The organism is Olivibacter sitiensis DSM 17696 (assembly GCF_000427965.1).
GTDB lineage: Bacteria > Bacteroidota > Bacteroidia > Sphingobacteriales > Sphingobacteriaceae > Olivibacter > Olivibacter sitiensis.
The window spans coordinates 1-13,688 of the sequence record NZ_ATZA01000066.1; the positions used below are offsets into that span (position 1 = coordinate 1).

Sequence of the window (13,688 nt, forward strand, 5' to 3'; positions counted from 1 at the left end):
CCCATAGAATCACATCGGCTGAATATTCCGAACAGCATCGTCATGAGTTGTGTCCATGAATCAAAGGTCTTGTAATAGCGGTCAGACCGGTGCTTGCTCACAAGCATCTCAAATTTGTTCCTTGGAATAAAACCTAATAATTGTTTGAAGATTGGCTGACCGACTAATTTCTTTTCTGTATTTTTATCACTCATATTTTTAGTTTGTCGTAAAACCAAAATATGAAAAAAGGAGCTTGCCAGATATGGCAGCTCCTTAAATTATTTTTTGTCGGTCAGTAGTGATTATGAATATTGAAAATTTTATCAAAAACTGGATTTCTGCCAGCAATGCATTCGATATTGAAAAATACCTTAGCTATTACCAGTCCGAAGCTGTTTTAGATGATCCGTCGGTAGGCAGAAAGTTCGAGGGGCATAAAGGAATTCATCAATATTTTGATAGCTACTTTATCGGGTACAATACCCATACTGAAAAGGTAAAACTTAAAGTAATTGATGAAGTAACTGCCCATTTGGAAGTGCAGTTTACAGGAGATTTTCCTGAAGGCAAAATTGGAGGTACGTTTGATTTTGAATTCAAGGAAGGCAAGATAGCCTTTGTAAAAGCAGATTTAATTCATTAATAAAAAACATTAAAATTATGAGCAGAAATAGTTTTGACGAAATCATTCGTCGCTCGATGGAAATTAGAAAAAAATACCACGAACTGGAAATGCTACATCACGGAAGTGAATGGACTGTAGAAGAAGATGCTCTGGCTTATTTAACCGATGCGGGACTGGTCGGACGTAACATTATGTCGCAACAACAGCGTTGGCCTAAAGCCGGTTCTGAAGCTGAATTGGAACATAAAATTGGTGAAAATATTTGGTGGCTGATTGTGTTGGCGGAAAGGTCTGGAATTGATATTCGGGAAGCTGTTGATCAATTCTTAAGCAAAACAGAAAAGCTAATAAAATAAGCAGAGTTCATTGTTATACAATTTAAGTGATGTAATCATAATTTATAAATATCATTTAAGTCATTCCTATACTTTATAACCTGTTTTTACCTATCTGAACAACAACCAATTTGATTTTGGAACAGTAAGAGCTGGATGAAATTAGCTTTTGGATATTAAGCAAAAAATATTTTGTTTATGAAACGTATTGCTACATCAAAAAAATACAAGATGCAAACTTGAAATTAAGATTTTGTGCATTTTCAAACAAATGTTAAGATTTTAAAAATGGAAAAATTTTACAATGAAACGCTATATAAACTTGAAACCACAATCAATGAATTAAAGATTGAAGACGATTATTCCATACAATGTATTGAAAACGTTATAAGTACTATAATTAAATCTTTATCTCAACTAAAAGAGTACGTACTAAAAAAAGGATTTAGGAATACCGCTGAAGAAATTAAATTTTTTAAACATCAAAAGCCTGCAATTGTATCAAAACTCATTTATTATAATGCCATTTATAAAATTGAGACTAAAAAGCCATATGGAACAAAACCAATTAGGAAGTACCTCAATGAAGAAGTACGAAAGCTCAAAAGGTATTTTGACAATAACCTTGAATTTTATAAATACTATCGTACCAATAACACATTTATCGACGATAAACTATTTGTTCGTGGAAAACACGATATAAAATTAAGCTTGGATACAGTATATTTTGAAGCAGATCATCGTTTTTCTACTTCACACGATTATAAAGCAGCAAAAATTATAGCCAATGACCTTATACAGGTTTATATAGAAGATCAACTTAATAAGAACAATCAGAAAAAAACAACTGATCCTACCATTTTAAATTGGACAGCAAGCAAAACCGCCTTGACGGAATTAATTTATGCCCTACATTCGGAAGGGGTTTTTAATGATGGAAATGCGGACATTAAGGCAATTGCCAAAACATTTGAACTCGCTTTTAACATTCGTCTTGGCGATTTCTATCATACCTATTTGGAATTGAAAAGCAGAAAGATGAGCAGAACTAAATTTATTGATAGTTTGCGTGATACATTAAATAAAAAAATGGATGAAAAAGAGGAAAGAGAATGATCTTTTTAAATTACGCCACGAGGTGAATTGATACCTTTAGTTCGTACAATATTTTCCGAAATATTTTGAGTTTGCTTCTGCTTTTCGGTTTGTTCCGTAGGTTCTTCTTTAAGCTCAGGCGTGATGGATAACTGTATTTTTCGCTCCACAGAAGCCAACTCCGTTTTGAATTCGCCCAACCGCATCTCCTTACTCCAAGTACCATTGACCACTTCCCGAAGAACTGGCAAGTCTTTTTCAATTTCTACAATTTTCTTTTGCTCCTGCTCGATGTAGCTAGGCAATTTTTCCAGAGCATTAAGGAAATTCATAGCAGCCAATTTTTCGTCTTTAGCGATTAGGCCATTGTTGTATGTGTATTTTATGTTTCCTTCCCCCTGAACCAAGAAACGGTTTAAACGAATATCCACGCCGTCTTTTTGCGACATTTCCGTTTTTACCAAAAGTTGGAACCCGTAAAGGCTTCCGATTTCTTCATAATCCCCACCTGTACGAGATTTGTCGGCAAGCTGATTGAGCTTTGAGCCAATTTGTTTGATGTCTGCATTGGGCGGTAAGCCGTCTAATTGTATAGGATTTGCGATTGTGCCGTCCGAACGTTTTTGGATACGCCCTTGCAAATTATTCCAATCAAGGCTCATACGGTCAAAGCGGGATTTGGCTTTGTCAAGTTCAGCCGTATAATCTTCCAATTTGTACTTCGCACTATACTTCGAACGATTAAAGGCCTGTTTTTCGCTTTCCAAACCAGCAATCTGCTTTTCCAATTTGGCTTTATCCAATAGATCTGTATTTCCTGACAGGATAGCCACATATTCCGAAAAATTCATTCCTGATTTTTCGTCCATACTGCCTTCGTCAATCGTTCGTTTGCCGAGATTATTATTTTTTAATTGGTCAATGAATAGTTGTTTATTGTATAACAGATTAAACTTATAGCTGTCCAATGATTTTTCTACGGCATAAATGATCACATCTACTTTGTTATTGGCAAAGAACTTGGCAATTTCATTGCCTTTGCGAACAGCTCTGCCGTCCCTTTGGGCAAGGTCACTTGGTCGCCACGGTGTATCCAAATGGTGAACAGCAACGGCTCTTTTTTGTGCGTTAACTCCTGTGCCCAACATACTTGTAGAACCAAAAAGTATGCGGATTTTGCCTTCGTTCATTCCTTTGATAAGTTCCTTGCGTTGCTTATCATTTTTGGCTTCCTGTATAAAACGGACTTCGTGTGCTGGTATGCCGTGGTCTTCCACAAGCTTGCGTTTGATTTCGGAGTACACATTCCATTCGCCTGGCTTGTAGGTTCCCAAATCGGAAAAAACGAACTGCGTTCCTTTCTGTGCATTGTATTGGTTGTAATATTTAGCAATGTTGGTCGCACAATGCGAAGCCTTGTTGTCGGGGTGGTCATCATACGCACCGCTTACCATTCGCATATCCAAAGACATTTTACGAGCATAATCAGTAGCGATGAGCATTTTTGCCTTTTCTTCTGACGGAGATAAAGGAGCTCTTCCTAATAAAGAAGCATTTCCCGATTTGGCAAATTCCATTAGTTTTTTGATAAACACTTCCTGGTCGGGCGTAGGCGGTATGTTGTACAGTACTTCGCTCTTGTTCGGTCGGTCGATACCGATATCCTTTGCCGTACGATAATCTGTGATTTCAGAATAGAATTGTGCCAACTCCGGCACTTTGATAAAATAGCGGAAACGTTCTTTTGCAACAATATTATTGGCGACAGAAAATTCATAATCGGTTGTTTTCCTTGCGTAAATAGCAGCCCAGGCATCAAAGGAATGAATGCCCTGTTTTTCCATTGCTCTTGGTCTGAGGTATTTGAATAATAAGTACAGTTCGGTTAACGAATTACTGATGGTAGTTCCCGAAAGAAAAGTTGCTCCCATATCTGCATTGGTGCGTTCCTGAATGGTACGAATGGCAAATAGCAGGTTGATAGCCTTTTGACTGCCGTCAACATTGCCTAATCCTGCAACCCTTGAATGCCTTGTATTGAACATCAGGTTTTTGAATTGATGGCTTTCATCCACAAACAGATGGTCTATACCCATCATCCTAAAATCTACCACATCATCTTTACGATTTTCAATATCGTGTTGCAGGGTTTTGAGTTTGACTTCGAGGTTTTCTTTTCGCTTGATTACACCGGCAAGCATTCCTCTGGTCACTTCCTTGCCTTGCGATTGCAGGGCATCAAGGTTACGCTCCACGCTGTCCAACTCAATTTCTAAGATTTCCTTCTGAATTTCGGGCGATTGCGGTATCATTCCGAATTGGTCGTGCGTGAGGATGACGCAATCCCAATCGTTGTTCTTAATATCGCCAAAAATGCGTTGGCGTTTTTGGGGTGTAAAATCTTCTTTGCCTGGAAACAATATTTTTGCGTGTGGATAAGCGGTGCGGAAAGCTTCGGCAATTTCGTGAACATTGCTTTTTAGCGCGATAATCATAGGTTTATGGGCTAATCCCAAACGCTTCATTTCCTGCGCTGCAGTACACATCACCAACGTTTTACCAGCACCTACTTCGTGGTCGCAGATCGCACCGTTGTTAAGCTTAATCATCCAAACCGTGTCCTTTTGGCTGGAATACAAATCTTCAATTCCGAGCGCTTTGCGGTCTAAGCCGGGAAAGTCCTGGTGAGTTCCGTCGTAATTCGGACGGACAAAGCAGTTAAACGTGTCGTTATATTTGTCGGTAAGCCTTGTCTTAAATTCATCATTTTGGGCGTGAAGCCAGTCTGTAAAAGCGGTACGGATTTCATCAATCTTCGTATTGGTCATTTGTATGGCTTCCATATCCCGTACCTTGACCTCCTGGTCGCCAACCATCACTTTTTTGGTAATATCAGGCGTGGTATTGACAAGGGCGTGTTTAAGCAGGGCAATACCGTCAAACGTCCGGCTTTCAGCTTTTACGGCGTATTTATCCCAGATATGGACATTCTTTTGTTTACAGCTTACAGAAAAATCATCAGAACTCTCCGAATAATGAATGTTTACATCCGTGTCAAAAAGATGTGAAGCAAACCTGCCATAAATACCAGTGGGTATCCAACGCTCGCCAAGGTTAAAATCCAATTCTTCAAACTCAATTCGTCTTGGTCGAGCTTCTTCCAAAACGGTAAGGCTTGCTTTGGCTTCGGTATCATTTGGATTGTTTTCAATGTAGTTCTGTACCTCTTGGGCTTTTTCCACCACATTACCAGCAATCCAACGTTCGGATATTTCGAATTCCTTTTGCAAAGGATTGTAGTAAATGCGACCGTGCAAAGCTTCTTTCAAAGCATCATCGGTAATACCGCTGATTTCAGACATATAGTCCAAATTCACACTTCCGTATTTGTTCAGTGAAGCCGCTAATGCTTCTTCGGGATTGTCCGTTGCGATGGTTATGGTAGAAAAACTAACAGGTCGGCTGAATATATCGGCTTTGTGTACCACGCCGCCAACGACACGCTCCAAATAAGGAGTTTCCTTTCCGGAACTGTCCGTTTTGATGAGTTTGATATTATCGGCACTGTTGAGATTTCCGTATCTTTTGATAAAGGCATCGTATAATTGATTAAGACTTTCCCTTTCTTCTTTGTGTTCGGTCTGAAGCTTCGCCTCCTTATTGTAAAGATCTTGGTAAACATCACGTACAGCAATGTAGGCTTCGGCTCTTGCTTTTTGTGAAGCTGGTAATTGCAATGGGTGGAATACAGCCGTACCATTTGATGTATCTACCTCTTGCAAATGACCGACCCAACCAATATCCAATACAAGGCAATCGTTTCGGTGGAATGATTTTAATTCTCCACCATATGGAGCAGGTTTGGGAATAGTATTCAAGAGGGAAGGTTGAGCAGCCTGGCTATTATCATTAATACCCGAAAACAGGTCGCCGATGGCTTCCTGTTTTTTGCCATTGGTAGATGGGCTTCCGTTGGCAGTTCTATCGGTAATCGGAGGTGTATAAGGTTGCTGTATCCCATTGAACAGATCGGTCTGACGACCTACTGCACGGCGGTTTGCTTTAGTGCTTTGCCTTTTGACTTGCATCGTTCTTTTAGGCGAAGCAAGAACCGCTACCGGTTCTTCTATATTTTCAAACAGATCGAAAATGCTTAATTGTTTTAATTCCTGCGGGCTTTCCCGATTGATTATAGGAATAGATAAAGATTGTATTTCCGGTTGAATGGTTACAGGTTCGATAACCTTTGGCTCAATCGGAATTTGTATTAAAGGTTCATCGTTCCGTTCGCTTTTGAACAAACCTAAATCCAGGTGCTTTCCAAAATCTTCGGAAAGCATTTGTTTGAGGTCTTTGGCAATTCCGGCAACGCCGTCTTTGTGCGTATAAATTAATGCCGGTTTTCCATAAGGGTCGGTATCTAATTTGCGGTCTGTATGTACAATTCTTGTGCTGTCATGAAAAAAAGCATTGCCAGGCGTATTGTATTCTGTTTGCTTGCTCTGACAAAAGAGTTCTTCCGCTTCTGTCAAATTTTGTTTTGCCGTATTTTTTTGAAGGATAATCAAATCACTGCCAACTTCCGTTCCTGCATATTCAGTAAACAAATTGTTGGACAATCTGACCACCGAAACCAAATTATTATCCTGCATTAATGCCCTGCGTATCGGTTCGTTCTTTGGGCTATTTAAAATTCCTTGTGAAGTAATGTAAACTAACAAACCGCCCTCACGGAGCATATCAGTACCCTTTAGAAAGAAGTAATTGTGAATGCTTCGTGCAGCCTGTACTTTGGCTGTGTCTTTACTTCTGGAATAAGAAAGATCAAATACGGATGTATCGCCGAATGGAATGTTGCTGGCAACTACATCATAGCTGTTTTGTTCCTTTTCGGGGATTTCCTCAAAACCGCTTATACGAATATTACTTTTCGGATAAAGATGTTTTAAAACTTTACCGGTGAGCAGATCCTTTTCATAAGCGGTAACATTTACCAATTGATTTTCCGAAAAGGACTGTACGAATGAGCCAATCCCTGCTGATGGTTCAAGGAATTTATCAATGTTCAGACCGCTGCCACGCAAGCTTGCGGAAATCGTGTCAATGACCTGTGGCGGTGTATAAAAAGCCGTCAGAACAGAGCTTTTCATACTATCCACATACCTGCGGTATTGCTTTTCGTCTTCGGAATTTTCTTTGAGTAGCTGGTGGAGCTCCTGCGTAATCGGGAAAAGGTCGTGTTCAGTCTTTCTCCAATTGTTGATGTCTATTTCGTTCGCTATGGGGTTCAATACGAATTTAAGACCGCCAAATCCGCTGTATTGCATCATTAGCAGTCTTTCGCCTACGGTGGCTTGCCGTTTCTCCTTTTCCAGTTTAAAAGCAATTCGCAGGGCATCAATGTTCTGTTGGAGATGTTGCTTTTTACTGAAGCCCATTTTCCTCTATCCATATTGCGATGGTTCCGGTTATTTCGGTATAGAGCAGGTCAAACTCATAACCGTATGCGAAATCATCGGTTAGTTCATAGCCGGAGAAAACAGGCTCGCAAACAGGAAACATTTTAAGGGAGAACGGTCGCAGTTCCTCATCTGCCATTATGGTATCAAACTCATTGCATACCACCTGAAACACGGTATCGAATTTGGAGAAATGCAAGCCCTCAAAAAGTATGTAATTGGCTATTTCGTTGCATTGCTCAATAGCGTTTCCCGAACTAAAAGCCCCCTCGTAGGCATTGGCAGCCCACGAAGAACGTTGCTCAACAAATTTTTGGTCGTTTGCTTTTTCGGGGAAGCTGGTATTTAATAATTCTTGTAATCGTAACCTGAAATACGATAGGTCTTTTTGCTGTGTATCCATACTATAATTTTGTTTAGAATTTTACTTGAAGCCTAAAATTATAGCAGTAGATAAGTGCCTTTGAAGATGTGGCAGGATTTGGCGTTGAGAGGCAGGATTTGGCGTTAAAAGATATAATGCCAAAGATTAATTTGTACCTTTGTTAAGGTCGTAAAAAGGTATATATGAATACACTCTTTATTAAAAATATGGTTTGCAACCGCTGTATTATGGTGGTGCAAAATGAATTGGATAAATTAGGTTTGACTGTAAAAAAAATCAAACTTGGAGAGGTAACATTGGATAAAGAGATTACACCAGAAGAAAAAAATAATTTAGATAAGGTTTTAATTCCATTGGGCTTTGAACTCATTGACGATAAAAAAAGCCGCATCATTGAAAAGATAAAAAATATAATTATTGACCTTGTGCATCATCAGGACAATGACACCAAATCCAATCTTTCAGATGTATTAAGTAGTCAATTGCACCACGATTATAATTACCTATCCAATCTCTTTTCGGAGGTGGAGGGTATTACTATTGAAAAATACTTTATTGCCCAAAAAGTAGAAAAAGTAAAAGAGCTGTTGGTATATGATGAACTGTCTTTGAGTGAAATTGCCTTTCGTCTGAACTATTCGAGTGTAGCCTATTTAAGCAACCAGTTCAAAAAAGTAACAGGACTGACACCGAGCTATTTCAAACAAATAAAAGAAGGTAAAAGAAAGCCGTTGGATAAATTGTAAATCTTACAAATCATTCCCAAAATTTCACAATAGCGTCCATTAATATAATAGCCAATTTTGTATTGTTAATTAAAGCAAGCAATTATGGCAACGAATAATAAAGAAACCATTTATCTTCCTTTGGAAGATGTAGAAAGTGAACATTGTGCATTAATCGTTGAAAAAGGATTAGCACAGGTTAAAGGTATCGCAACCCACAAAGTAGAGCTGAATAACCGCAGGGCAGCTATCACGGTAGATAATAGCGAAGCAATAGGCGAAGCGGTTAAAGCTATCAAAGACTTAGGTTATGGTGTTTCCACCATAAAAAATACATTTCCAGTAATAGGTATGACCTGTGCCTCTTGTGCGAGCAGTGCCGAAAGCATTGTAAAGCATCAGGAGGGCGTTATAAATGCCTCCGTAAACTTTGCTACGGGAAACCTTACCGTTGAATACCTGCCTAATATGACCGATGCTTCAAAATTGCAAAAGGCGGTACAGTCAATTGGGTACGATTTGTTGATTGAGGAAGAAAATAAGCAGCAGGAAACATTAGAAACTATCCACGCTGAAAAGTTCCAAAAGCTAAAGACCAAAACCGTATGGGCTATTACCCTGTCATTGCCTGTTGTAGTGATAGCAATGTTCTTTATGGATATACCTTATGCCAATCAAATTATGTGGGCATTTTCTACACCTGTTGTATTGTGGTTGGGCAGGGATTTTTTTATCAATGCCTGGAAGCAGACAAAACATCGTTCAGCCAATATGGATACATTGGTAGCATTGAGTACAGGTATCGCCTACCTGTTCAGTGTATTCAATATGTTGTTTGCCGACTTTTGGCATCAAAGAGGATTACACGCCCACGTATATTTTGAAGCAGCAGCCGTAATTGTCGCATTTATTCTGCTAGGAAAATTACTGGAAGAAAAAGCCAAAGGCAATACCTCTTCAGCAATAAAAAAACTAATGGGCTTACAACCTAAAACCGTTATTGTGATACAAACGGACGGAACGGAAAAACAGACCGCTATTGAGGATGTAAACGCAGGCGACGTTATCCTTGTAAAGCCGGGCGAGAAAATTGCCGTTGATGGTATGGTTACTTCGGGCAGTTCTTACGTGGATGAAAGTATGTTGAGTGGCGAGCCTGTACCTGTACTGAAAAAAGAAAACGAAAAAGTATTTGCAGGAACTATTAACCAAAAAGGAAGTTTCCAGTTCAAAGCGGTTAAAGTGGGAAAAGAAACAATGCTTGCCCATATCATCAAAATGGTGCAGGACGCACAAGGAAGCAAAGCACCTGTACAAAAATTGGTGGATAAGATTGCGGGTATCTTTGTTCCGGTTGTGATAGGGATTGCCATTCTCGCATTTATCCTATGGTTTGTTTTAGGAGGCGATAACGGGATTGTTCAGGGGCTATTGGCAGCCGTTACGGTATTGGTTATTGCTTGTCCCTGTGCTTTGGGATTGGCTACACCTACGGCTATAATGGTTGGCGTTGGCAAAGGTGCTGAAAAAGGTATTTTGATAAAAGATGCCGAAAGTTTAGAATTAGCCAAAAAAGTTGATGCCATTATTTTAGATAAAACAGGAACAATTACAGAGGGTAGACCAGAGGTAACAGGCGTTCAATGGCTGAATAATGATGATGCGTCCAAAGACATTTTATTAAGCATTGAAAAGCAATCCGAACACCCATTGGCAGAAGCAGTAGTAAAACACTTGGACGGAGCAGCAATCATAACCTTAACACAATTTGACAGTATCACAGGTAAAGGAGCAAAAGCCGACCATAATAACGAAACATATTTTGTAGGCAATAAAAAACTGTTGGCAGAAAATAACATTACTATTGCGGAACAATTACAAAAGCAAGCCAATGAATGGGGCAAACAATCAAAAACTGTTATTTGGTTTGCCGACAGCAAACAGGCACTTTCCGTATTAGCCATATCAGACAAGATTAAAGAAACATCGGTAGAAGCCATCCGCCAAATGCAGGAAATGGGCATTGACCTGTATATGCTGACAGGCGACAACGAAGCTACAGCCAAAGCCATTGCGGAGCAAACAGGCATTAAGCATTACAAAGCAGAAGTATTGCCACAGCACAAAGCAGATTTTGTAAAAGAATTACAAAGTAAAGGTAAAGTAGTGGCAATGGTTGGGGACGGTATTAATGACAGTACCGCTTTGGCAACAGCCGATGTGAGTATAGCAATGGGCAAAGGTTCGGACATTGCAATGGACGTCGCCAAAATGACCATCATTTCATCAGACCTGACTAAAATACCGCAGGCAATAAAATTGTCAAAACAAACCGTAGCCACCATTAAGCAAAATCTGTTTTGGGCATTTATCTATAATTTAATAGGTATTCCCATTGCGGCAGGTATTCTCTATCCGATAAACGGTTTCCTATTAAACCCGATGATTGCAGGTGCAGCAATGGCATTGAGTAGCGTGAGTGTAGTAACTAACAGCTTGCGGTTGAAGTGGAAAAAGTAAAACAGTAAATCTCACAAATCAAATAAGAAATTCCACAATAATACAGAATGGCATCGTACCGAAATTTGTATCAATAAATAACATTCTAAAACAGTAAAAAAATGGAAAATAAAAATCTTCAATTCAAAACAAATATTAATTGTGGTGGTTGCGTAGCATCAGTAAAACCACATTTGGATAATGCTGATGGCATCTGTCATTGGGAAGTGGACACAACAAATAAAGACAAAGTATTGACCGTGAAATCGGAAGGAATGACCGAACAGGAAATTATAGATACGGTTAAGAAAGCAGGCTTTACAATAGAACCACTAATCAAAAAATAATTTTAACCTATAAATACCTGTTTGATTAGATAGTGTATAACAATTACAACAGATAATTAAATAGGTATTTACTCAAGGAGCATAAAAATGACAATAGAAATATGTCATTTAAACATTTTTATCTGAAATTCTATATTTGAAGTTTATGAAATGCAAAAGATAGCAATTAAAAGAAATAATTTCATAATTTTGTAGTGTTGAAAAATTTGAGTAAACATATCAGCTTTGTCATCTTATTGTGTTTGGGCTTTTTCCTAATGCCAAGCATAAGCTATGCTTGTGCAAAAAAAACAGCTAAGACAGAACAAAAAAGTTGCTCAAAAGAAAAATCTGAAAAATCTCACCATAAAGACAGTTGCAAGGACAAGTCTTGTAAAAAATGTAAGGATGGTCACGACTGCGACGGCAATTGTAAACACGGCTCTTGTGGATGTAGTACTTCTTCATCTTCTGTTAGTTTACAAATACCAATAGATTTAAAAGTAACAACCCCTTTTGCCGAAACTAAAAAGCAAAAATTCGGGTTCAAACAAGCCTACTATTCTTCGGGCTACTCTTCCATTTGGCAACCGCCTAAAATAAGCTAAAACGGTGGCTTGATAGCCACAAATATGTCTTGTCGAAAGCTATTTAGTTTTCGCACAATCTTTGTTTATCTTACTAAATTAAAAATTTTCAAAATGAAATCATTATCAAAAATAGTGATGGTAATCGTTGTATTACTATCGTCAGTAAACAGTTTCGCACAAATCAAGAATGCGAAAACAGAAACCGTAAAAGTTTATGGCAATTGCGGTATGTGTAAAGCCACTATCGAAAAAGCAGGAAACGTGAATAAGGTAGCCAGTGTAGAATGGAATAAAGACACTAAAATGGCTACGCTCACTTATGATAGCGATAAGACCAATCAGGACGAAATATTGAAACGTATAGCTTTGGCAGGGTACGACAGCGAAAAATTCTTAGCACCTGATGATGTATATGCAAAATTGCCGGGATGTTGCCAGTACAGCAGAGAATTAAAGCCAGCCGCAAAATCCAATGATGCGGGTATGGATATGAAAAACGAACACGCCAACCATAACCACAACGAAATGGCTGCAACAAATACTGCCGATGCCCAAAATGCACCACAACTGAAAGCTGTGTTCGACAATTATTTTTCCGTGAAAGATGCTTTGGTAAAAACTGATGCAGGTACTTCATCTGCAAAAGCTGCCGAATTGGTAAAAGCCATCAAAGCGGTAGAAATGGCAAAACTTTCTACTGAAGAACATACAGCTTGGATGAAAGTAATGAAAGACCTGACGGCAAATGCCGAACAGATTGCTGCTTCCAAAGATGTTGCCAAACAAAGGGAAACTTTCGCTTTGCTTTCTAAGAATATGTATGAATTGGCTAAGGTATCAAAACAGGAAACACCTGTTTATTATCAGCATTGCCCAATGTACAATAACGGGAAAGGTGCAAATTGGTTAAGCAAGGAAGAAGCCGTTAAAAATCCATATTACGGTTCTCAAATGCTAACCTGTGGCAGTGTACAGGAAACAATTAATAATAAATAAAATATTCTGTTATGGAAAATATAGAAAACAAACTCGATATGCACCACCACGGGGCAAATGACGGGCATAACGGCAAACATTCTTCAGCAATGTACAAACGGTTTGCTATAATGGCTGTTGCAATGTTCGCAGCAATGTACTTCCTAATGTATGCTATGATAGACAGATTGGATAATCTTATCCCGAACATCAATAATTTATATATGACCCTGCTGATGGTTTCGGCAATGTTGGTCATTGAATTATGGATAATGAAAGGAATGTATCAAAACAAAAAAATCAACTGGGCAATCATTACATTTTCCCTTGCAATTGGCATTTTCTCTTGGTTTGGCATTAGGGAGCAAATAAATGTGGGCGACAAACAATTTGTAAAAGGAATGATACCGCACCACGCAGCAGCAGTGCTGATGTCTGAAAAAGCAAAGCTAACCGACCCCGAACTGATAGAGTTGCAAAAAAACATACTCGAAACACAGGCAAAGGAAATCGAATTTATGAAGCGAAAGCTGAAAGAATTTGAAAATAAGTAACCCGCAAAAATTTCTTTAACAACATTAAATAGCATTAAAATGAAAAATATCACTACCAAACGGATAAACTTAAAAACAGGCAATAAACTCACTTAACTTACTGATTATCAGTAAATATTTTCATTAGATAAAAAAGCC

12 protein-coding genes are annotated in these 13,688 nt (G+C 38.7%); 9 read left to right on the plus strand and 3 right to left on the minus strand.

Annotated elements, in window-relative coordinates; genetic code table 11:
• On the minus strand, positions 1-194 hold a 194-nt coding region (locus A37S_RS25635; protein ID WP_036602274.1), incomplete at its 3' end, for a DUF4372 domain-containing protein.
• Positions 195-286: 92 nt separating this feature from the next.
• On the opposite strand from A37S_RS25635, the gene A37S_RS0121165 reads away from it, so the two are divergent.
• From A37S_RS0121165 to A37S_RS0121175, 3 genes are all read left to right on the plus strand, one after another.
• Positions 287-625, plus strand: coding sequence for a nuclear transport factor 2 family protein (locus A37S_RS0121165; protein ID WP_036603675.1), 339 nt, complete (start codon positions 287-289; stop codon positions 623-625).
• A 17-nt stretch (positions 626-642) separates the two neighbouring features.
• Positions 643-963 (plus strand): nucleoside triphosphate pyrophosphohydrolase family protein, encoded by a 321-nt coding sequence (locus A37S_RS0121170; protein ID WP_028298699.1) that lies wholly within the window; start codon positions 643-645, stop codon positions 961-963.
• A gap of 267 nt (positions 964-1,230) precedes the next feature.
• The gene (locus A37S_RS0121175) at positions 1,231-2,058 is read left to right on the plus strand and encodes an RteC domain-containing protein (protein WP_028298700.1); all 828 of its coding nucleotides are present in this window, start codon (positions 1,231-1,233) and stop codon (positions 2,056-2,058) included.
• A 5-nt stretch (positions 2,059-2,063) separates the two neighbouring features.
• On the opposite strand, the gene A37S_RS0121180 is transcribed toward A37S_RS0121175, so the two are convergent.
• Together A37S_RS0121180 and A37S_RS0121185 are read right to left on the minus strand one after the other, a co-directional pair.
• Positions 2,064-7,475 carry an N-6 DNA methylase gene (locus tag A37S_RS0121180; RefSeq protein ID WP_028298701.1) on the minus strand — a complete coding sequence of 1,804 codons (5,412 nt, stop codon included), beginning with the start codon at positions 7,473-7,475 and terminating at the stop codon, positions 2,064-2,066.
• On the minus strand, positions 7,462-7,899 hold the full coding sequence (locus tag A37S_RS0121185) for a DUF1896 domain-containing protein (RefSeq protein WP_028298702.1): 438 nt from the start codon (positions 7,897-7,899) through the stop codon (positions 7,462-7,464). Before A37S_RS0121185 ends, A37S_RS0121180 begins: the two co-directional genes overlap by 14 nt.
• A gap of 164 nt (positions 7,900-8,063) precedes the next feature.
• On the opposite strand from A37S_RS0121185, the gene A37S_RS0121190 reads away from it, so the two are divergent.
• From A37S_RS0121190 to A37S_RS0121215, 6 genes are all read left to right on the plus strand, one after another.
• Positions 8,064-8,627, plus strand: coding sequence for a helix-turn-helix domain-containing protein (locus A37S_RS0121190; RefSeq protein ID WP_026706441.1), 564 nt, complete (start codon positions 8,064-8,066; stop codon positions 8,625-8,627).
• Between the two features lie 84 nt (positions 8,628-8,711).
• A complete protein-coding gene (locus A37S_RS0121195; protein WP_026706440.1) occupies positions 8,712-11,126 on the plus strand; it encodes a heavy metal translocating P-type ATPase in 2,415 nt (804 codons plus the stop codon).
• A 101-nt stretch (positions 11,127-11,227) separates the two neighbouring features.
• Positions 11,228-11,452 (plus strand): heavy-metal-associated domain-containing protein, encoded by a 225-nt coding sequence (locus A37S_RS0121200; RefSeq protein ID WP_026706439.1) that lies wholly within the window; start codon positions 11,228-11,230, stop codon positions 11,450-11,452.
• Positions 11,453-11,658: 206 nt separating this feature from the next.
• Positions 11,659-12,039, plus strand: coding sequence for a hypothetical protein (locus A37S_RS27295; RefSeq protein WP_157278982.1), 381 nt, complete (start codon positions 11,659-11,661; stop codon positions 12,037-12,039).
• A 93-nt stretch (positions 12,040-12,132) separates the two neighbouring features.
• Positions 12,133-13,017: a DUF3347 domain-containing protein gene (locus A37S_RS0121210; protein WP_026706437.1), complete on the plus strand. Its 885-nt coding sequence runs from the start codon at positions 12,133-12,135 to the stop codon at positions 13,015-13,017.
• Between the two features lie 11 nt (positions 13,018-13,028).
• Positions 13,029-13,550, plus strand: a complete 522-nt coding sequence (locus A37S_RS0121215) for a DUF305 domain-containing protein (RefSeq protein WP_026706436.1) — start codon at positions 13,029-13,031, stop codon at positions 13,548-13,550.
• Positions 13,551-13,688: the final 138 nt, after the last annotated feature.

What these genes read in the sequence shown, in the direction of transcription:
- A37S_RS0121185 (WP_028298702.1), bottom strand. Translation starts at nt 7,899, where the DNA reads ATGGATACACAGCAAAAAGACCTATCGTATTTCAGGTTACGATTACAA.
- A37S_RS0121175 (WP_028298700.1), top strand. Translation starts at nt 1,231, where the DNA reads ATGGAAAAATTTTACAATGAAACGCTATATAAACTTGAAACCACAATC.
- A37S_RS0121195 (WP_026706440.1), top strand. Translation starts at nt 8,712, where the DNA reads ATGGCAACGAATAATAAAGAAACCATTTATCTTCCTTTGGAAGATGTA.
- A37S_RS0121170 (WP_028298699.1), top strand. Translation starts at nt 643, where the DNA reads ATGAGCAGAAATAGTTTTGACGAAATCATTCGTCGCTCGATGGAAATT.
- A37S_RS0121215 (WP_026706436.1), top strand. Translation starts at nt 13,029, where the DNA reads ATGGAAAATATAGAAAACAAACTCGATATGCACCACCACGGGGCAAAT.
- A37S_RS0121200 (WP_026706439.1), top strand. Translation starts at nt 11,228, where the DNA reads ATGGAAAATAAAAATCTTCAATTCAAAACAAATATTAATTGTGGTGGT.
- A37S_RS0121190 (WP_026706441.1), top strand. Translation starts at nt 8,064, where the DNA reads ATGAATACACTCTTTATTAAAAATATGGTTTGCAACCGCTGTATTATG.
- A37S_RS0121165 (WP_036603675.1), top strand. Translation starts at nt 287, where the DNA reads ATGAATATTGAAAATTTTATCAAAAACTGGATTTCTGCCAGCAATGCA.
- A37S_RS0121210 (WP_026706437.1), top strand. Translation starts at nt 12,133, where the DNA reads ATGAAATCATTATCAAAAATAGTGATGGTAATCGTTGTATTACTATCG.
- A37S_RS0121180 (WP_028298701.1), bottom strand. Translation starts at nt 7,475, where the DNA reads ATGGGCTTCAGTAAAAAGCAACATCTCCAACAGAACATTGATGCCCTG.